Origin of the sequence: Klebsiella pneumoniae subsp. pneumoniae HS11286 (assembly GCF_000240185.1) — a bacterium.
GTDB lineage: Bacteria > Pseudomonadota > Gammaproteobacteria > Enterobacterales > Enterobacteriaceae > Klebsiella > Klebsiella pneumoniae.
Genome location: NC_016845.1, coordinates 4,997,933 through 5,015,833 on the forward strand (window position 1 = coordinate 4,997,933; position 17,901 = coordinate 5,015,833).

General features: G+C 60.7%; 18 protein-coding genes and 1 other annotated feature (1 of these 19 running past the window's edge). Of the genes, 9 read left to right on the top strand and 9 right to left on the bottom strand.

What is annotated here, in order from left to right; all coding sequences use genetic code 11:
* Positions 1–634 (top strand) — a sequence feature (potential frameshift: common BLAST hit: gi|238896937|ref|YP_002921682.1| putative PerM-family permease); it begins 416 nt to the left of the window's first position.
* The gene (locus KPHS_49950; RefSeq protein YP_005229295.1) at positions 5–634 is read left to right on the top strand and encodes an AI-2E family transporter; all 630 of its coding nucleotides are present in this window, start codon (positions 5–7) and stop codon (positions 632–634) included. Its footprint overlaps the feature before it by 630 nt.
* On the opposite strand, the gene KPHS_49960 is transcribed toward KPHS_49950, so the two are convergent.
* The 8 genes from KPHS_49960 to KPHS_50030 all read right to left on the bottom strand — a co-directional run bounded on the left by KPHS_49960 (position 631) and on the right by KPHS_50030 (position 8,909).
* Positions 631–1,011 carry a 4-amino-4-deoxy-L-arabinose-phosphoundecaprenol flippase subunit ArnF gene (locus KPHS_49960; protein ID YP_005229296.1) on the bottom strand — a complete coding sequence of 127 codons (381 nt, stop codon included), beginning with the start codon at positions 1,009–1,011 and terminating at the stop codon, positions 631–633. The genes KPHS_49950 and KPHS_49960 overlap by 4 nt on opposite strands.
* Positions 1,011–1,349 (bottom strand): 4-amino-4-deoxy-L-arabinose-phosphoundecaprenol flippase subunit ArnE, encoded by a 339-nt coding sequence (locus KPHS_49970; protein YP_005229297.1) that lies wholly within the window; start codon positions 1,347–1,349, stop codon positions 1,011–1,013. The genes KPHS_49960 and KPHS_49970 overlap by 1 nt, the downstream gene beginning before the upstream one ends.
* Complete coding sequence (locus KPHS_49980) at positions 1,346–3,001, bottom strand: 4-amino-4-deoxy-L-arabinose transferase (protein ID YP_005229298.1); 1,656 nt, start codon at positions 2,999–3,001, stop codon at positions 1,346–1,348. The genes KPHS_49970 and KPHS_49980 overlap by 4 nt, the downstream gene beginning before the upstream one ends.
* Positions 3,001–3,903: a 4-deoxy-4-formamido-L-arabinose-phosphoundecaprenol deformylase gene (locus tag KPHS_49990; RefSeq protein ID YP_005229299.1), complete on the bottom strand. Its 903-nt coding sequence runs from the start codon at positions 3,901–3,903 to the stop codon at positions 3,001–3,003. Before KPHS_49990 ends, KPHS_49980 begins: the two co-directional genes overlap by 1 nt.
* Positions 3,900–5,885 (bottom strand): bifunctional UDP-glucuronic acid decarboxylase/UDP-4-amino-4-deoxy-L-arabinose formyltransferase, encoded by a 1,986-nt coding sequence (locus KPHS_50000; protein YP_005229300.1) that lies wholly within the window; start codon positions 5,883–5,885, stop codon positions 3,900–3,902. The genes KPHS_49990 and KPHS_50000 overlap by 4 nt, the downstream gene beginning before the upstream one ends.
* Positions 5,882–6,865 (bottom strand): undecaprenyl phosphate 4-deoxy-4-formamido-L-arabinose transferase, encoded by a 984-nt coding sequence (locus tag KPHS_50010; RefSeq protein YP_005229301.1) that lies wholly within the window; start codon positions 6,863–6,865, stop codon positions 5,882–5,884. Before KPHS_50010 ends, KPHS_50000 begins: the two co-directional genes overlap by 4 nt.
* Before the next feature lies 1 nt (position 6,866).
* Positions 6,867–8,006, bottom strand: coding sequence for a putative aminotransferase (locus KPHS_50020; protein YP_005229302.1), 1,140 nt, complete (start codon positions 8,004–8,006; stop codon positions 6,867–6,869).
* A gap of 396 nt (positions 8,007–8,402) precedes the next feature.
* The gene (locus tag KPHS_50030) at positions 8,403–8,909 is read right to left on the bottom strand and encodes a putative phenolic acid decarboxylase (RefSeq protein YP_005229303.1); all 507 of its coding nucleotides are present in this window, start codon (positions 8,907–8,909) and stop codon (positions 8,403–8,405) included.
* Between the two features lie 97 nt (positions 8,910–9,006).
* Here KPHS_50030 and KPHS_50040 point away from each other — a divergent pair, with 97 nt between their 5' ends.
* The 8 genes from KPHS_50040 (at position 9,007) to KPHS_50110 (ending at position 16,637) form a co-directional block, all read left to right on the top strand.
* Positions 9,007–9,867: a putative LysR-family transcriptional regulator gene (locus tag KPHS_50040; protein YP_005229304.1), complete on the top strand. Its 861-nt coding sequence runs from the start codon at positions 9,007–9,009 to the stop codon at positions 9,865–9,867.
* A 138-nt stretch (positions 9,868–10,005) separates the two neighbouring features.
* The gene (locus KPHS_50050) at positions 10,006–11,574 is read left to right on the top strand and encodes a nickel ABC transporter periplasmic substrate-binding protein (protein YP_005229305.1); all 1,569 of its coding nucleotides are present in this window, start codon (positions 10,006–10,008) and stop codon (positions 11,572–11,574) included.
* Entirely contained in the window at positions 11,574–12,518 is a 945-nt protein-coding gene (locus tag KPHS_50060) for a nickel transporter permease NikB (protein YP_005229306.1), read from the top strand. The genes KPHS_50050 and KPHS_50060 overlap by 1 nt, the downstream gene beginning before the upstream one ends.
* The gene (locus tag KPHS_50070) at positions 12,515–13,348 is read left to right on the top strand and encodes a nickel transport system permease component (RefSeq protein YP_005229307.1); all 834 of its coding nucleotides are present in this window, start codon (positions 12,515–12,517) and stop codon (positions 13,346–13,348) included. Before KPHS_50060 ends, KPHS_50070 begins: the two co-directional genes overlap by 4 nt.
* Entirely contained in the window at positions 13,348–14,112 is a 765-nt protein-coding gene (locus KPHS_50080) for a nickel transporter ATP-binding protein (protein YP_005229308.1), read from the top strand. Before KPHS_50070 ends, KPHS_50080 begins: the two co-directional genes overlap by 1 nt.
* Positions 14,109–14,900 (top strand): nickel transporter ATP-binding protein, encoded by a 792-nt coding sequence (locus tag KPHS_50090; RefSeq protein ID YP_005229309.1) that lies wholly within the window; start codon positions 14,109–14,111, stop codon positions 14,898–14,900. Before KPHS_50080 ends, KPHS_50090 begins: the two co-directional genes overlap by 4 nt.
* Entirely contained in the window at positions 14,888–15,286 is a 399-nt protein-coding gene (locus KPHS_50100; RefSeq protein YP_005229310.1) for a nickel responsive regulator, read from the top strand. The genes KPHS_50090 and KPHS_50100 overlap by 13 nt, the downstream gene beginning before the upstream one ends.
* 337 nt (positions 15,287–15,623) lie before the next feature.
* Positions 15,624–16,637 (top strand): magnesium transporter, encoded by a 1,014-nt coding sequence (locus KPHS_50110; RefSeq protein YP_005229311.1) that lies wholly within the window; start codon positions 15,624–15,626, stop codon positions 16,635–16,637.
* Between the two features lie 39 nt (positions 16,638–16,676).
* Here KPHS_50110 and KPHS_50120 read toward each other — a convergent pair whose 3' ends face one another.
* Positions 16,677–17,870 carry a putative oxidoreductase gene (locus KPHS_50120; protein ID YP_005229312.1) on the bottom strand — a complete coding sequence of 398 codons (1,194 nt, stop codon included), beginning with the start codon at positions 17,868–17,870 and terminating at the stop codon, positions 16,677–16,679.
* Positions 17,871–17,901: the final 31 nt, after the last annotated feature.

Consider the following 17,901-nt stretch of genomic DNA (forward strand, 5'->3'; position numbering starts at 1 on the left):
GCTGATGACCCAGCTTTCCGGGGCGATGGCCAGCATCGTGCTGCTGGTGATGACGGTGATCTTTATGCTGTTTGAGGTTCGCCACCTGCCCTACAAACTGCGTTTTGCCCTCAATAACCCGCGCCTGCATATCGCAGGATTGCACCGGGCGCTGAAAGGCGTCACCCATTATCTGGCGCTGAAGACGCTGATTAGCCTGTGGACCGGGCTGATTGTCTGGCTGGGGCTGCTGGCGATGGGGGTACAGTTCGCCCTGATGTGGGGGGTGCTGGCGTTTTTGCTGAACTATGTGCCGAACATTGGCTCCGCCATCTCCGCTATCCCCCCCATGCTGCAGGCGCTGCTGTTCAGCGGCATCTATGAGTGCCTGTTGGTAGGGGCGCTGTTTCTGGTGGTGCATATGGTGCTGGGCAACATGGTGGAGCCGCGCATGATGGGCCACCGGCTGGGGATGTCGACCCTGGTGGTGTTCCTGTCGTTGTTGGTCTGGGGCTGGCTGCTGGGGCCGGTGGGAATGCTGCTCTCGGTGCCGTTAACCAGCGTCTGTAAAATCTGGATGGAAACCACCGTCGGGGGCAGCAAGCTGGCGATCCTGCTCGGCCCGGGCCGTCCCAAAAGCCGGCTCCCCGGCTAGCGGCGTTTCACCGGCCAGAAGATGGTCAATACGCCGGCGACGATGATCGCCACGCCCAGCAGCGATTGCCAGTAGAACGGCTCATGCCAGCCGGGCAGCCAGATGGCGGCGGCCCACACGAGGATATAGCTCAGGCTCAGTAGCGCATACGCTTTCGACAGCGGCAGGCGATGGAGGGCAAAGTACCAGCAGACCATCGACAGCAGGTAGCCCAGCAGGCCGAAAAACAGGCCGAAAGTCCCGGGCTGGAAATGCAGCAGATGCTGGAGAAATGCCACAATATCGGTCAGCGGCGGCAAGGCCACCATGGCGCTGCGCAGCAGCAACTGCGCGGCGCTGACGAGGCCGACGCTGAGTAATGCCCAGAAAAAGCCCATCAGACGCTGGTCCCCAGAATGACAATGCCCACGACGATCAACCCGACGCCAAGCCAGTGGCGACGGGCGACCGGCTCATGCCAGATGCCCCAGCCCGCGAGGGTAACCCAGACGAAATTCAGACTCAGCATCGGATAGGCGATGCTGACCGGAATAGACTGCAGGACGCTCAGCCACAGCAGCATGCCGCAGCCCAGACATAACAGCGCCATCCCCAACCAGAAGAGTATATGGCGACTCCGCCGTCCGCGACGGGACGGGCGGGTCGCCTGTTTCTGGCAGAGCTGTCCGGCGCAGCTCAGCAGGCTGGCGCACACCAGACAGATCCAGACGCTCATTGCGGCAGGTACTGAAGGAAAACGACCCGGCCCAGCTCGTAGGCGTTATCCGGTTTCGGTAACGGTAAGTCGAGCATACTCTCTCCTTTATCCATCAACAGCACCAGCGAGACCGGCCCCTGCTGACGATGCGCGGCCAGCCAGTCGGCAAAACCGGCCTGGCTGACAAAGCTTCCCTGAGCATCCGGCCAGTCGAGACCGTACTTCAGCTCACCCTGTTTGTCGAACATAATAATATCGCTTCGCTTCAGCTCCCAGGCCAGGCCGCCGGCGATCCCAACGTTGTTGGTCAGGACGTAACGGCTGGGCTGCAGGGATTCGCTGACGATATCCACGAGGAACTGCGGCTGTTTGCTGTCGATAACCCGGTCCGGGATGGCGAAGCCCACCAGCAGCGCCAGGCCGAGCGGACAGAGCGCGGCGAGGCTCCAGCGGCGGCCAGAGTCTTTCATCGCCAGCCAGCCCATCAGCGCCCAGACGGCAAAAGCGATCGCCGCCAGCAGACATTTATACAGCTCAATCTTGGTCCACACCGGCTTATGCATGAAGCCCCACGGCGAGACCACCAGCACGGCGATAAGCCCCAGCAAACCAACGCCCAGGTTGATCATCCCGTTGATGCGCAACGCTTTCGCGCCGGTCTTTGCGGCCTCCAGCGCGTAGCGGGCCATCAGGATCGACAGCGGCGCAAAGCACGGCAGAATATAGGTCGGCAGTTTGCCTTTGGCGATACTGAAGAACAGGAACGGCATCGCCACCCAACCTAACAGATACAGCGCGCCGCGGGCCTCATCGCGCTCAAGCCAGCCGCGCTTTAGCGCCCCCGGCAGCAGGGCCAGCCACGGCAGACTGCCGGCGATCAGGAACGGGATGTAGTACCAGAACGGCGCTTTGTGCTGGGCGTCTTTTTCAGCAAAACGCTGAATATGCTCGACCCAGAAGAAGTAGCGCCAGAAGTCCGGCTCGCGCTGAGCGATAGCCAGCCCCCAGGGCAGCACCACCAGCGTACAGACGATTACCGCCAGCCAGCCGTAGGTCAGCACTTCACGCCAGCGTTTACGAGCGATCACCCACGGCAGAACGCCCACCACCGGCACCGCCAGCGCCAGGAAGCCCTTGGTCATCACCCCCATCCCGCAGGCGACGCCCAGCAGCACGTAGCCCAGTATTTTGCCGCTGCGGCTGTGCGCCTGCGCCGCGCCCCAGAAGCTGCACATCGCCAGCGCCAGCCACAGGGTGATCATCGGGTCCAGCACCGCATAGGTGCCAATCGCATACACCAGCATCGCGGTGAGGAAGATAATCGGCGACAGGATAGCTACCCGCTTATCACGAAAGATCCGCCACGCCAGCCAGGCCACCAGCAGGGCGGTCATGGTGATGGCGAAGACCGACCCGAAGCGTACGCCGAAGTTATTATGGCCAAACAGCCACTGACCGATACTGTTGATCCAGTAACCGGCAATCGGTTTTTCGAAGTAGCGCAGGCCGAGAAAATGCGGTACCACCCAGTCGCCGGTGGCCAGCATTTCACGGCTGATCTCCGCGTAGCGGGTTTCGTCGGGTTGCCAGAGCAAACGGAAATTGAGCGGCAGCAGATAATACAGCGCAAACAGCGCAATCAGAGAGACGCCATAGCGAATGCTTTTCATCAAACACCCGAAGTCAGTAATTGTTCACGTCCGAGCCAGCCTTCCCGGCCAGCCAGTTCACCACGAACCACTTTGCCTGAGGGCAGCTCGCTAAAGTCAGCGGGCAGCAGCTGGCTCAGTGGGCAAAACTGAATTTCTTCTTCCGCCGCCATGGTCAGTAGTTCATTGAACTGATCGGCGTAGGCAATGCCTTCCACTTCAGCGTGAATGGTATAGACCGGCACGCCCGCATCGCGATGGATGCAGTCCAGCAGGTAGCGGTTAAAGCCGGCGATATCCACCGCCGTGCCCACCGCCTCGTCCCAGGTCGGCAACGTGACCGGGATCTGCACCGTACCGGAAACGCCGCTGCCGAGCTGGGGCAGAAACGGCCGCGTGCCGCGACAGTCGCTGTTGTAGAGAAAATCGAAGGATTCTTTGGCTTTAACCACCCGCTGATCGGCGCGCCAGCCGGCGACGGCCGAGCAGGTCACCGGCCGGCCGATGATGCGCTCGAGCTCCAGCAGGCCGCGCTCAACCTCCAGCGCCAGCCTTTCCTGCGGCCAGACGCCGCTCCACGCCTGCCAGCTGTAGTGGTCCCAGGCGTGCAGGCCGACTTCATGAGATTCGGCGGCGGCGCGGAGCACCGCTTCGTTCCCTGCGCCGATGCGGCGCCCCGGCCAGGCGGTGCCGGCCAGCAGAATATCCCAGCCGTACAGCGAGGCGGCTCTGGAACGCAGCATCTTCCACAGAAACTTCGGTTTTATCAGGCGCCACAGATGGCGCCCCATATTGTCCGGCCCGACGCTGAAGAAGAAGCTTGCCTGGATCCCATGCCGGCCCAGCAGCTCCAGCAGCCGCGGAACGCCGTCCCGCGTGCCGCGAAAGGTATCGACATCTATGCGTAAGCCGACCTGTTTCATGGATTTTTATCGTCCACCAGTTCAACCGTGCGCAGGAAGAAGTCCAGCGTGTGTTCGACCGTTTCTTCCATCTCCACCTTCGGCTCCCAGTTCAGGCAGCGTTTGGCGTTGCGGATGCTCGGCTTACGATGCTCAACGTCCTGGTAGCCCTTTCCGTAGTAATCGCTGCTTTCCACTTCACGGAAGCCGGCGAACGGCGGGAAGCGATCGCGCAGCGGATGACGTTCGAAGCAGGCGAGCAGCATTTCGGCCAGCTCTTTGATACTCGCTTCGTTATCCGGGTTGCCGATGTTAATGATCTGCCCGTCGCAGCGGCCGTCTTTGTTCTCGATGATGCGGAACAGCGCTTCGATACCGTCGCTGATGTCGGTGAAGCAGCGCTTCTGCTTGCCGCCTTCGATAAGCTTGATCGGCGACCCTTCCACCAGGTTGAGGATCAGCTGAGTGATGGCGCGGGAGCTACCGATACGCGCGGCATTAAGGTTATCCAGACGCGGCCCCATCCAGTTGAACGGACGGAAAAGGGTGAACTTCAGGCCGTTCTTATCGCCATAGGCCCAGATCACGCGATCGAGCAGCTGCTTGGAGACCGAGTAGATCCAGCGCTGTTTGTTGATCGGCCCCACCACCAGGTTGGAGCTATCTTCGTCAAAGTTTTTGTCGGTGCACATGCCGTACACTTCCGAGGTCGACGGGAAGATAATGCGCTTATTGTATTTCACGCAGTCGCGGATGATTTTCAGGTTCTCTTCGAAATCCAGCTCGAACACGCGCAGCGGGTTGCGGGTGTATTCGATAGGCGTGGCGATGGCCACCAGCGGCAGCACCACGTCGCATTTCTTAATGTGATACTCGATCCACTCAGAGTGAATGCTGATATCGCCTTCCACAAAGTGGAAACGCGGACAGTCGAGAAAACGGCTGATGGCGTCGGAGCCGATATCCAGACCGTAAATCTCATAGTTGTCGTCCTGCAGCAGGCGCTCGGTCAGGTGGTTACCGATAAAGCCGTTGACGCCGAGGATCAGCACCCGGGTGCGACGCTTAATCGCCACCACCGGTTTGCTGCTGATCACCGCCCCGGACACCAGGCCCAGCGCCTGCGCCAGCTGAGCGCCCTGCATGTACACGCCGCGTTCGGTCTGGCCGGTGACAATCTCCAGCGCCCCGTCCTGGCACGCGACGATCAGCGGAGCAATGGAGAGCACGGTGCCCGGTTTAGCTGCTGGCAAATCGTGGCGAACGCGGGATTTCCAGACGATAAACTTGTTCGCTCCGGCGTAGCCGAAGGCGCCCGGCCACGGATCCGAGACCGCACGCACCAGATTGTGCAGGGTCTGCGCCGGCAGCTCCCAGTCCAGCCGGCCATCTTCCGGGGTACGACGCCCCACATAGGTTGCCTGGCTGTGATCCTGCGGACGCTCATCGGTGGTGCCGGCGAGGATCGCCGGCAGCGCCCGGCTCAGCAGCTCAGTGGCGGCAGCGCACAGCTTACGATGCAGCGTCAGGGCGGCGTCATCCGCGCCAATCGCCACGGCCTGCTGGGCGACGATATCGCCAGCGTCTGCGCGGTTCACCATCCGGTGCAGGGTGACGCCGGTTTCGCTTTCGCCATTGACCAGCACCCAGTTCAGCGGCGCGCGGCCGCGATATTTTGGCAGCAGCGAACCGTGCAGGTTGAACGCCCCTTTCGGCGCCAGATTGAGGATCTCATCGCCCAGCAGGTTGCGATAGTAGAAGGAGAACAGCACGTCCGGCTTCATCTCGCGGATACGCTCAATCCACAGCGGATGGTTCACGTCTTCCGGGGCCCACACCGGAATACCCTGCTCGGCGGCAAGGCGCGCCACGGAGCCAAAGAAATGGTTTTCGCCAGGGTTATCCGGGTGGGTGAAAATAGCAGCGATATCATACCCGGCGTCCAGCAGGGACTGGATACCGGTGCAGCCCATATCGTGATAAGCGAAGACTACGGCTTTCATGAACGATCTTCCTCTTTAGATGCCGTTTCCGGCTGGCGAACAACACGTTGAATAAAGTAGCGGGGGCGGGCGCGCACGTCGTTATAGATGCGGCCGATATACTCCCCGAGCAGGCCCATACCGACAAACTGGGCGCCGATGAACATGAACAGCACGGCGAAGAGCATAAACACCCCTTCCGCCGCCCACTGCGGGCCAAAGGCCAGACGCAGCACCACCAGCAGCAGGCCGAAGGCGAAGCCCAGCAGGGCAATCACGCTGCCGAAAATGCTGAGCAGACGCAGCGGCGTGGTGGTCAGACAGGTCACCAGGTCGTACATCAGGTTGATCAGGCGCATAAAGCTGTATTTGGAGTCGCCGAATTCGCGCTCGGCGTGCATCACCGGGATCTCCACCGCGCGCCGGGCGAAGGTATTCGCCAGGATCGGGATAAAGGTGCTGCGCTCATGGCAGTTGAGCATGGCGTCGATGATATGGCGGCGGTAAGCGCGCAGCATGCAGCCGTAGTCGCCCATCGCTTTGCCGGTGGTGCGCTGGATCAGGCGGTTGATCATCTTCGACGCGGTTTTACGGAAGATGCTGTCCTGACGGTTCTGGCGGACGGTGCCCACCACGTCGTAACCTTCATCAGCCTTCGCCACCAGCCGCGGGATCTCCTCCGGCGGGTTTTGCAGGTCGGCGTCGAGGGTAATAATCAGATCGCCGGTTACATGGCTGAAGCCGGCCATGATCGCCGAGTGCTGGCCGTAGTTACGGTTTAACAGCACGGCGACGACGTGGCTGCCTTCCGCCTCGGCGGCTTCGGTGAGCATGCGCGCGGAATCGTCGCTGCTGCCATCGTCGATCAACAGAATTTCATATTGCCGCCCCAGGGTGGCGCAGGCGGCATCCGTACGACGAAGCAGTTCCGGCAGGCTATCCTGTTCGTTATAAACCGGGATAACCACCGAGACCTTCTTCACGGGAGGGTAAGTAAGCATATCAACGTCCTGACAACTGGCGCAGTGCGGAGATAACGCGAGTGACATCGTCATCGGTCATATCCGGGAACAACGGGAGAGAGCAGATGCGGGCGCTGTTCCATTCGGTATTCGGCAGGGAAACCTCAGGGAAGCGCTCGCGGTAATATTTTTGCGTATGGGCCGCACGGAAGTGCAGGCCGGTGCCGATGCCCATCGCCTTCAGCTTTTCCATCAGCGCGTCGCGGCTGATGCCGCACGCGGCCTCATCGACGCGGATGATAAACAGATGCCAGGCGTGCTGGTGATCCCAGGTCGGGACGCTCAGCGGTTTAAACGGCGTGTCCGCCAGCTCGCGCAGGTAGCGCTGGGCAATCTCGGTCCGGCGCTGATTGGCGTGGCTCAGTTTTTCCAGCTGGACCAGCGCCAGAGCGGCATTGATATCGGCAAGGTTGTACTTGAAGCCCGGGGTGATCACCTCCGCCTGCGGCGCGCGGCCGTGGGTCTGGCGATCATAAGCGTCCACGCCCAGACCATGGAATTTCAGGCTACGGATGCGGGAGGCCAGCTCGTCGTCATCGGTGACAATCAGCCCGCCTTCGGCGCAGGTCATGTTTTTGATCGCGTGGAACGAGAAAATGGCGGTCCCCTGCCAGCCCACGTGGCGGCCTTTATAATGGGTACCGGCCGCATGGGCGGCGTCTTCGATCACCGAAATGCCATGGCGCTCGCCCACCGCGCGAATGGCGTCAATGTCGGCTGGCGCCCCGGCGTAATGCACGGGAATTATCGCTTTGGTACGCGAGGTGATCGCCGCTTCCACCGCTGCAGGGGTAATCATCAGATTGTCGTTATCGACATCGATCATCACCGGCGTGGCGCCCAGCAGGCAGATCATATTGAGAGTGGAGACCCAGGTCTGGGACGGCGTAATGACTTCATCGCCGGGGCCAATACCCAGCGCCATCAGGGTCACATGCATCCCGCCGGTCGCTGAACTGACGGCAATCGCATGACGGTTGCCGGTCAGCTGGCAGAATGCCGCTTCAAGTGCCTGATTCTTCGGCCCGGTGGTGATCCAGCCCGACGCTAAAACTTCACGCAGCGCAGCCAGCTCTGCGTCGCCCATCGACGGGCGCGAAAAAGGCAAAAAATCGCTCATCATCATCCTGTTCTGTAGATGACCCACGCACGAATCTGGGTCGTTAGAATAAAATATCCTGCGCCTGCGGACTTAAACGAAATTAAAATGAAGTGAGTTCAGCACGGCATTCCATTTCAGGGTATCTCGACCACTATTAATGTAGTCGACCTTGCTTAGGATAATATTAAGAAATTAATATTTCTTTAGAACAAGAAATAACTTATTAATAAACAGTATGATAGGAGTTTTTTATGGCAGAAATTTGACGGAGGAGCGTTCCTGTCACGAAAAAGAGAACAGGAACGCAATAGTTGAAATTAAACGAGAACTAAACCAGTTCACAATTTATTATTCTGTCATTGTCACGCTTAATGACAAAAAGTTAGCGCAGATCACAAAGTTATTTCTGCTGAATTACAAATTTGCAGGAAAATCCGCAGGCAATTCGCTCGCCGGGCAATTAATGACCTCGTCATTATCCGCGCCACAGTCGCGAATGAAGGTGATAGTGGCGAACTCGTCAATCACTTCCGTCGGGTAGGCCGGGCCGGCATCGCGATACGAATTCATCAGCGGAATATGGTCGTTCTGGAAGCAGATGGTTTTTTCCGGGTTATTCATGATCCAGCGCGGGAAGAAAATAGTGCCGTGGAACAGTTTGTCGCCCAGGTTGACGATCAGGCTGACGTCGGTGCCGGTCGGTTCGGTCCAGGAGATTTTGTAGATACTTTCCCCCACCCGCACAATGTACGCTTCCTGATCTTTCACCCAGCGATTGCCGACGATGCCGCTGTGAATACGGTAGTCGAGGGTGTGGCCATTTTTGACGTAAATCTCGTAGTTCCAGCCGTTGTCGTAGGTATAGACCAGATGTTTACCGATAAAGCCGCTGAGGTCATGTTTGTCGAAAGTGCTCATCATTTATTCTCCTCTGTTTTGTTGAGGACAGCATACGTCTTTAAAAAATGAATGAATAACGCTATGTTTGGATTAAATACATTCAAATTTTAGATTGATTATGCACAAGACAACCCTGGAGCAGTGGGCGTTACTCGAAAAGGTAGTGGAATTGGGGAGCTTTGCCAGAGCAGCGGAGGAGACCAATCGCAGTCAGTCATCGGTAAGCTATAACCTCGCGCTGCTGCAGGAGCGCTTAGGCGTGGCGCTGCTGGCGCCGTCCGGCCGGCGGGCGGTGCTGACGCCGGCTGGCGAACTACTGCTGAATCAGGTCAAGCCGCTGCTGCAGGCCTTCGCCTACGTCGAGACGCACGCCGCCACTCTGCGCAACGGGGCGCGGACCCGCCTGGATCTGGTGGTCGACAGTATTTTCCCGCGCCAGCGGCTGTTCGCGATTTTACGCCAGTTTCAGCAGCGCTATCCGCAGACCCAGGTCAGGCTCACCGAAGTGCTGGAAAACCTGGATGACGAGAGCGCGGCGCGGACGGAAGCCGATGTGATGGTGTTGACCCGCCGCCAGGATATTACCGGCCGCGGGGAGTGGCTGATGAATATTGATTTCATCGCCGTCGCCCACCGCGACCACCCTCTCGCCGCGCTGGACGGACCGCTGGAGGATAGCGCGCTGGCGCCGTGGCCGCTGGTGCGCATTGCCGATCAGGGCGGCGATAGCCAGGCGCCGCGAGACGCCTGGACCTTCTCCACCATTGATGCCGCCATTGATGCGGTGATGTATCAGGTCGGCTTCGGCTGGCTGCCGGAGGAGCGCATTCGCCCCCATCTCGACCAGGGCGTGCTGAAGCGGCTGCCCCTCAGCCATGGCGCGCGCCGCGCGACGCCGCTGCATCTGATCGTCAAGCGGGACCTGGCGCCGATCGACGAACAGGTGGCCACGCTGCTGGCGTTGTTCCGGACGCCCTGAGGGGTAAGGCGGCGCTGGTCGCCTGGGCGTAATGATACGATTTTCTTATACTTTCCGGCGCAATATTGATCCAGGTTACTCCCAAAGTATGATGAATCACTAAAATCGTCATACTTTCCTGTCGTTGAGATTGCCGTCTTGTCTATTATCCGCCTCACCCTGCTGGCGCTGCTCGCCTGCGTCCCTCTGCTGGCTCAGGCCGCGCCGTACCAGCTCACCACCGCCTGGCCGGTTAACGTCGGCCCGCTGAATCCCCATCTCTATACGCCCAACCAGATGTTTGCCCAAAGCATGGTCTATGAACCGCTGGTGAAGTATCAGGCTGACGGCAGCGTACAGCCCTGGCTGGCAACCCGCTGGCGTCACTCCGCCGACGGCAAAACCTGGTGGTTCACCCTGCGCGACGATGTGGCCTTCTCCAACGGCGAACCGTTTAATGCCCAGGCCGCGGCGGCCAATTTTCGGGCGGTGCTGGCCAACCGCCAACGCCACGCCTGGCTTGAGCTCGCCAACCAAATAACCGACGTGCGGGCCCTCAGCGCCACCGAGCTGCAGATCACCCTGAAAAGCGCCTACGCCCCCTTACTGCAAGAGCTGGCCCTGCCCCGCCCGTTCCGCTTCATCGCCCCCTCGCAGTTTATCGATGGCGGCACCGCCAGGGGCATTAAAGCCCCGATCGGCACCGGCCCGTGGCGGCTGGCAAGCTCGCAGCTCAATCAGCGCGATGTGCTGGTGCGCAATGAGCGCTACTGGGGTCGCAAACCCGCGCTACAGCAAATCACCATCAAGGTGATCCCTGACGCCACCAGCCGGGCGGTGGCGTTCGAAACCGGAGAAATCGATATGCTCTACGGCGATGAAGGGCTGCTGCCGCTGGACACCTTCGAACGCTTTCGCCATCACCCCGGCTACGTGGCTCGTCTGTCCGCCCCGGCGGAGACGGTAATGCTGGCGCTAAACGCCAGCCAGGGCCCGACCCGCGAGCAGGCGGTTCGTGAGGCGCTCAACTACGCCGTCGATAAACAGACCCTTGTCGATAGCGTGTTGTATGGCACCCAGCAGGTTGCCGACACCCTGTTTGCCCCCTCCGTCCCTTACGCCCCGCAGGATCTGACGCCGCGCCGTTACGACCCGACAAAAGCCCGCGCCCTGCTGGAACAGGCCGGCTGGCAGCAGCTGGAGGGCCAGCCCTGGCGACAAAAAGCCGGGCAACCGTTGGCGATTGAGCTGGCGTTTATTGGCACCGACGCGCTGGCTAAATCGATGGCCGAAATTATTCAGGCCAATCTGCGGCAGGTCGGCGTGCAGGTCACCCTGGTGGGCGAGGAGGAAAGCAGCATTTACGCGCGCCAGCGCGAAGGCCGCTTCGGCATGATCTTCAATCGCACCTGGGGCGCGCCCTACGATCCGCATGCCTTTTTAAGCTCGATGCGCGTCCCGTCGCATGCGGATTACCAGGCCCAGCGCGGCCTGCCAGACAAGGCACTGATTGATAAAGAGATTAGTGAAGTGCTGACCACCGGGGACGAGGCGCAGCGGAGAAAACTGTACCATGATGTGCTGACCCGTCTGCATCAGGACGCGGTGTATCTGCCCATCAGCTATGTCTCGCTGATGTCGGTCGCGCGCCAGGAGGTCGGGGAGATCCCGTTCGCCCCGGTGACCAGCGAGATCCCTTTCGACCAGATTACCCCGGTAACGCCATAATGCTACGCTATATTTTACGCCGCCTGCTGCTGCTGATCCCGCTGCTGCTCGCCGCCTCCGCCATCATCTTTCTGCTGCTGCGGCTCGGCGCCGGCGACCCGGCGCTGGATTATTTACGCCTGTCGAACCTGCCGCCCACTGAAGAGATGGTTGCCTCGACCCGCGAGCTGCTGGGGCTCAACCAGCCGCTGGCAATGCAGTATCTGCACTGGCTATGGCGGGCGCTGCACCTGGATTTCGGTCTCTCCTATGCCACCCAGCGCCCGGTGCTGGACGACCTGCTGCACTTCCTGCCGGCCACCCTGCTGCTCACCGGCGCGGCGCTGGCGCTGATCCTCGTCACCTCCCTGCCGTTGGGCATCTGGGCGGCGCGCCATCGCGATCGCCTGCCGGACTATATCGTACGGCTGATTGCCTTCCTCGGCGTCTCAATGCCCAACTTCTGGCTGGCCTTTCTGCTGGTGATGCTCTTTTCCGTGCATCTGCAGTGGCTCCCGGCGATGGGGTATGGCGACTGGCAGCACCTGATATTGCCCGCCGTCTCCATCGCCTTTATGTCGCTGGCGATCAACGCCCGCCTGCTGCGCGCCAGCATGCTGGACGCCGCCAGCCAGCGTCACGTGATATGGGCGCGGCTGCGCGGATTGAGCGCGCGCCAGGTGGAGCGCCGACATATCCTGCGCAATGCCACCCTGCCGGTGGTGACCGCCATGGGCATGCACATTGGCGAGCTGATCGGCGGCACCATGATTATCGAAAATATCTTTGCCTGGCCCGGGGTCGGCCGCTACGCAGTTTCCGCCATTTTCAATCGCGATTACCCGGTGATCCAGTGCTTTACCCTGATGATGGTGACGGTGTTCGTGCTGGCTAATCTGGCGGTAGATGTGCTTAACGCGGCGCTCGACCCGCGCCTGCGCCGCCACGAGGAGGTGAGCGCATGAGAGGGCTACAAAGTTTTCGCTGGCCGGTAAAACTGGCCATGCTGGTTATCGCGCTGCTGGCGGTCATCGCCATCGGCAGCGGCTGGTGGCTGCCCTGGGATCCAGCGGCGATTGACCTTCAGCAGCGGCTGCTGCCGCCGGGCGCAGCGCACTGGCTCGGCACCGATCATCTCGGCCGGGATATTTTCTCACGCCTGCTGGCCGCCACCCGCGTTTCGCTGGGGGCGGTGATGGCTTGTCTGCTGCTGGTGCTGCTGATCGGCCTGGCGGTCGGCGGCTGCGCCGGACTGCTGGGCGGCCGCGCCGACCGCGGCCTGATGCGCATCGCCGAACTGTTTATGACTTTTCCGACCTCGATCCTGTCGTTTTTTATGGTGGGAGTGCTGGGTACCGGGCTGACCAATGTGATCCTCGCCATTGCGCTGTCACACTGGGCCTGGTACGCCAGAATGGTGCGTAACCTGGTGGTTTCCCTGCGCCAGCGCGAATTTATCCTCGCCGCCCGTCTGAGCGGCGCCAGCCAGTGGCGGCTGTTCAGCGACCATCTGGCCGGCGCGGTGATCCCCTCGCTGCTGGTGCTCGCCTCGCTGGATATCGGCCATATGATGCTTCACGTAGCCGGCATGTCGTTCCTCGGTCTCGGCGTCAGCGCGCCGACGGCGGAATGGGGGGTGATGATCAACGACGCCCGGCAGTATATCTGGACCCAGCCGCTGCAAATGGTCTGGCCGGGGCTGGCGCTGTTCATCAGCGTGATGGCTTTTAACCTGCTGGGCGACGCGCTGCGCGATCGTCTCGATCCCCACCTGATCGCGGAGCATAGCCACTGATGCCGCAGAAGATCCAACTGGAACAGATCTCGCTTACCGCTGACCGACCGCTGGTCAGCGACGTCTCCTTCACCCTGCGCCGCGGCCAGGTGCTGGCGCTGCTCGGCAGCAGTGGTTGCGGAAAATCGCTGACCTGCGCCGCCGCGCTGGGCCTGCTGCCGCCCGGCGTCAGGCAAACCGCCGGCCGGGTGCTTCTCGACGGCATTCCGGTGCACGGCGAACAGCTGCGCGGGGCGACCATCGCCACCATCATGCAGAACCCGCGCAGCGCCTTTAACCCGCTGCAGACCATGGCCGCGCATGCCCGGGAAACCTGCCGGGCAGCGGGTCGTGAAACGAATGACGCCGTGCTGCTGGCAGCGATGGAGGAGGTCGGTCTGGACAATCCGCGGGCGCTGCTGAAGCGCTACCCTTTTGAAATGAGCGGGGGCATGCTGCAACGGATGATGGTCGCTCTCGCCCTGCTCAGCCGCGCGCCCTTTATCATCGCCGACGAGCCGACGACCGATCTCGATGCCATCGCCCAGGCGCGCATCCTCGACCTGCTGGCGGATATTGTCGCCAGGCGCGGTCTGGGACTGCTGCTGGTGACGCATGACATGGGCGTCGTGGCGCGGCTGGCGCATCACGTAACGGTGATGGAGAACGGTCGCCTCGTTGAACACTGCGATGTGAATACGCTATTTAGCGCCCCGCGGCACCCGCTCAGCCAGCGCCTGCTGGCCGCGCATCTGGCGTTATACGGTCTGGAGAAAACACCATGAATTTACTCAGCGTCACCGGGGTGAGTCACGATTATCCTCACCACGGCAGAGTCCTGCACGAGATACAACTCGCCATCGCCCCCGGCGAAACGGTGGCCCTGCTCGGACGCAGCGGCTGTGGGAAAAGCACCCTGGCGCGGATGCTGGTGGGTCTGGAAACGCCGCAGCACGGCGATATTGCCTGGCGCGGCGCGCCGCTGGCCGCCCTGAAGGGCGAGGCCATCGGCGCCTTCCGCCGCGATATTCAGCTGGTATTTCAGGATGCCTTCAGCGCGGTGAATCCGCGCAAAACGGTGCGCGAGATCGTCAGCGAGCCGCTGCGCCATCTGTTGTGCTTGCCGCGTGAGGCGCGTGCGCGGCGGGTGGAAGAGATGCTGCTGGCCGTCGACCTCGCGCCGTCGCTGCTCGATAAGCGCCCGGCGCAGCTCAGCGGCGGACAGCTGCAGCGCGTCTGCCTGGCACGCGCCCTGGCGGTACGGCCGCAGCTGTTGATCCTTGATGAAGCGGTTTCAAATCTCGATCTGCTGCTGCAGGCGGAGATTATCGCCCTGCTGAAGCGTCTGCAGGCGCAGTTTGACACCGCCTGCCTGTTCATCACCCATGACCTGCGGCTGGTGGAGCGCTTTTGCCAGCGAGTGCTGGTGATGGAGCACGGGCGCATCGTCGAAACCGCAACGGTTAGTCTACCGCTACGCCTGCGCTCTCCTGCCGGACAGGCGCTCCAGCAGGCGGTGCTCCCCCCTTTTCCTGCCACTCTGCTTAACGAGGCCATGCCATGCAGCGCGTAACCCTGACCCTTGATGATGACCTGCTGGCCGCCCTCGATGCGCTCAGCGCCCGCCGCGGCTACCACAACCGTTCGGAGGCGGTACGCGATATTCTGCGCGACGCCCTCAACCAGGATCCTCCGTCGCCGGAATCACGGCGCGGGTATGCCGTCCTGTCGTACGTGTATGAACATGAAAAACGCGAACTGGCGAGCCGGCTGGTGGCCACCCAGCATCATCATCACGATCTCTCCGTCGCCACGCTGCATGTGCATATCAGTCATGACGACTGCCTGGAGATTGCGGTGCTGAAAGGTGATATGGCCGAGGTACAGCATTTTGCCGACGACGTGATTGCCCAGCGCGGCGTGCGCCATGGGCATTTGCAGTGTTTAGCGGATGATTAATTATTTGAAAATTCTTGGGTGGTTTATCAACAGTTGATAAACCACATAAACTATACGCTTTGTGAATTATCCCTCTTCGCCAATAATGGCGCCTCATTTAACGATCTCGTTATGGCGAGGCTCCTGCATAAATACAAGTTACCGCCCTGTTGGTATCGAGAGAGACCACTCAGGGAAATACAGGCTTCCATCGAATCAAGGTGTTGCCAAGGTAACTTCTGGCGGTCATGACCGTTCAGATACGTTATGCAGTGCTAAAACCAGGACGTAGGGATCTGCCTGCGCTAACCCTGTCTTGTTCGCCCCTATGAGTGATTTTTTATAGGGATTTTTAAACATGTCTTCCATTCAACTCTGCGCCGCCCATCAGGCGACCTCTGGCTTCGACGGCGATGCGATCGTCCAGTACATGCGTACCGATTTTATTACGCTGCAGGAACATCTCAGCGTTCATGAGGCGCGCGAACACTTTATCTCCCAGCTGGCCAGCGATGATATTCCCGGGCAGGTGTTTGTCGTCGCCGGCAAGAAGCTGCGTGGCAGCCTGTCGGTCAAAAAGCTACTCCAGGAAACGGATATCAACCAGTCTATCCGCCACCTGATGGACAGCTGCCTGTTTCGCGTCAAACCTGACGATGAGCGCCAGCAGGTGATTGCCGAGCTCAGCGAGCGCGGCCTCGACCTGGTCCCCGTCGTCGATAAAGGCGAGCTGGTCGGCTGCCTGATGGAGAAGGAGATCGCCCATCTGCTGGAGGATGACGTCACCGAAGATGCTCAGCTGCAGGGGGCAACGCTGCCGCTGGAAAAACCGTACCTCGAGATCAGCCCCTGGACGCTGTGGAAAAAACGCTCGGTGTGGCTGCTGCTGCTGTTCGTGGCCGAAGCCTACACCAGCAGCGTACTGCAGCATTTCGAAGAAGCCCTGGAATCGGCCATCGCGCTGGCCTTCTTTATTCCGCTGCTCATCGGCACCGGCGGCAACAGCGGAACGCAGATCACCTCGACGCTGGTGCGCTCGATGGCGCTGGGGGAAGTGCGACTGCGCGATATGGGGCGGGTGATCCGCAAAGAGGTATCGACCTCGTTTCTGATTGCCCTGACCCTGGGCCTGGCGGGCTGCCTGCGCGCCTGGATGATGGGGATTGGCATGGAAATCACGCTCATCGTCAGCCTGACGCTGGTGTGCATTACCCTGTGGAGCGCGATTGTCTCCTCGGTCATTCCGATGGTGCTTAAGCGGATCGGCATTGACCCGGCGGTAGTTTCCGCGCCGTTTATCGCCACGCTGATTGATGGCACCGGGCTAATTATCTATTTCAAAATCGCCCAGTATTTTCTTGGGTTGAACTGATCATATACGTCCGGGCACCAGGGCGCCCGGACGCGTAGATTACCCTTCCACCAGCGCCTGCGCGCAGGCCCAGGCGCTTGACCACGCCCACTGGAAGTTATACCCCCCGAGCCAGCCGGTAACGTCCATCACTTCGCCGATAAAGTAGAGACCCGGCGCCTTACGCGCCTCCATAGTACGCGACGAGAGTTCGTTGGTGTCCACGCCGCCGAGGGTCACCTCCGCCGTCCGGTAGCCTTCGGTGCCGTTCGGCTGCACGCGCCAGGCGGTTAACGTCTCCACCAGCGTCTGCTGATCGCGAACGTTCAGTTGCTTGAGCGTCACATCAGGTATCTGTCCCAGCTGCTGCAGACACTCCACCAGCCGCTTCGGCAGCTGCATCGCCAGGGTGTTCTTCAGGCTCTGGTTGGGATGCGCGCTGCGCTGCTCGTTAAGGAAGTCATCAAGATCGCAGTCCGGTAGCAGATTAACGGTGACGAACTCGCCGGGCTGCCAGTAGCTGGAAATTTGCAGCACCGCCGGTCCGGAAAGGCCGCGGTGGGTGAACAGCAGATTTTCGCGAAACAGAGTGCCGTTCTCGGCGGTAATGGTCGACGGCACCGACACGCCGGAGAGGACCTGCAGCTGCTCAAGCAATGGCTTGTGGAGGGTAAACGGCACCAGCCCCGCGCGGGTCGGCAGCACCTTCAGGCCGAACTGCTCGGCGACTTTATAGCCAAACGGCGAGGCGCCGAGCCCCGGCATCGACAGACCGCCGGAGGCGATCACCAGCTTTTTGGTCACCAGCGTTTCGCCGTTCACCTGTAGCCGGTAGCCTTGTTCATCGCGCTCCACGCTGAGGATTTCGCTGCGCAGACGGATCTCCACGCCGCCCTTTTCACATTCCGCGAGCAGCAGATTGACGATCTGCTCCGCCGAATCATCGCAAAACAGCTGGCCGAGGGTCTTCTCATGCCAGGCGATGCCGTATTTACCGACCAGCTCGATAAAGTCCCACTGGGTGTAGCGCGCCAGGGCAGATTTGCAAAAATGCGGGTTTTGGCTCAAATAGGCCGCCGGTTCAACATACATGTTGGTAAAGTTGCAGCGGCCGCCGCCGGACATCAGAATTTTTCGCCCCGGCTTTTTGCCGTTATCCAGCAGCAGGACGCGGCAGCCAAGCTGGCCCGCCTGCGCTGCGCAAAACATTCCCGCCGCTCCGGCGCCAACGACAATGGCATCAAACCTTTCCACACCGCGTTCCTCGTTCCCCAATTGTCGGGTT

What these genes read in the sequence shown, in the direction of transcription:
- KPHS_49950 (YP_005229295.1), top strand. Translation starts at nt 5, where the DNA reads ATGACCCAGCTTTCCGGGGCGATGGCCAGCATCGTGCTGCTGGTGATG.
- KPHS_49960 (YP_005229296.1), bottom strand. Translation starts at nt 1,011, where the DNA reads ATGGGCTTTTTCTGGGCATTACTCAGCGTCGGCCTCGTCAGCGCCGCG.
- KPHS_49970 (YP_005229297.1), bottom strand. Translation starts at nt 1,349, where the DNA reads ATGAGCGTCTGGATCTGTCTGGTGTGCGCCAGCCTGCTGAGCTGCGCC.
- KPHS_49980 (YP_005229298.1), bottom strand. Translation starts at nt 3,001, where the DNA reads ATGAAAAGCATTCGCTATGGCGTCTCTCTGATTGCGCTGTTTGCGCTG.
- KPHS_49990 (YP_005229299.1), bottom strand. Translation starts at nt 3,903, where the DNA reads ATGAAACAGGTCGGCTTACGCATAGATGTCGATACCTTTCGCGGCACG.
- KPHS_50000 (YP_005229300.1), bottom strand. Translation starts at nt 5,885, where the DNA reads ATGAAAGCCGTAGTCTTCGCTTATCACGATATGGGCTGCACCGGTATC.
- KPHS_50010 (YP_005229301.1), bottom strand. Translation starts at nt 6,865, where the DNA reads ATGCTTACTTACCCTCCCGTGAAGAAGGTCTCGGTGGTTATCCCGGTT.
- KPHS_50020 (YP_005229302.1), bottom strand. Translation starts at nt 8,006, where the DNA reads ATGAGCGATTTTTTGCCTTTTTCGCGCCCGTCGATGGGCGACGCAGAG.
- KPHS_50030 (YP_005229303.1), bottom strand. Translation starts at nt 8,909, where the DNA reads ATGATGAGCACTTTCGACAAACATGACCTCAGCGGCTTTATCGGTAAA.
- KPHS_50040 (YP_005229304.1), top strand. Translation starts at nt 9,007, where the DNA reads ATGCACAAGACAACCCTGGAGCAGTGGGCGTTACTCGAAAAGGTAGTG.
- KPHS_50060 (YP_005229306.1), top strand. Translation starts at nt 11,574, where the DNA reads ATGCTACGCTATATTTTACGCCGCCTGCTGCTGCTGATCCCGCTGCTG.
- KPHS_50070 (YP_005229307.1), top strand. Translation starts at nt 12,515, where the DNA reads ATGAGAGGGCTACAAAGTTTTCGCTGGCCGGTAAAACTGGCCATGCTG.
- KPHS_50080 (YP_005229308.1), top strand. Translation starts at nt 13,348, where the DNA reads ATGCCGCAGAAGATCCAACTGGAACAGATCTCGCTTACCGCTGACCGA.
- KPHS_50090 (YP_005229309.1), top strand. Translation starts at nt 14,109, where the DNA reads ATGAATTTACTCAGCGTCACCGGGGTGAGTCACGATTATCCTCACCAC.
- KPHS_50100 (YP_005229310.1), top strand. Translation starts at nt 14,888, where the DNA reads ATGCAGCGCGTAACCCTGACCCTTGATGATGACCTGCTGGCCGCCCTC.
- KPHS_50110 (YP_005229311.1), top strand. Translation starts at nt 15,624, where the DNA reads ATGTCTTCCATTCAACTCTGCGCCGCCCATCAGGCGACCTCTGGCTTC.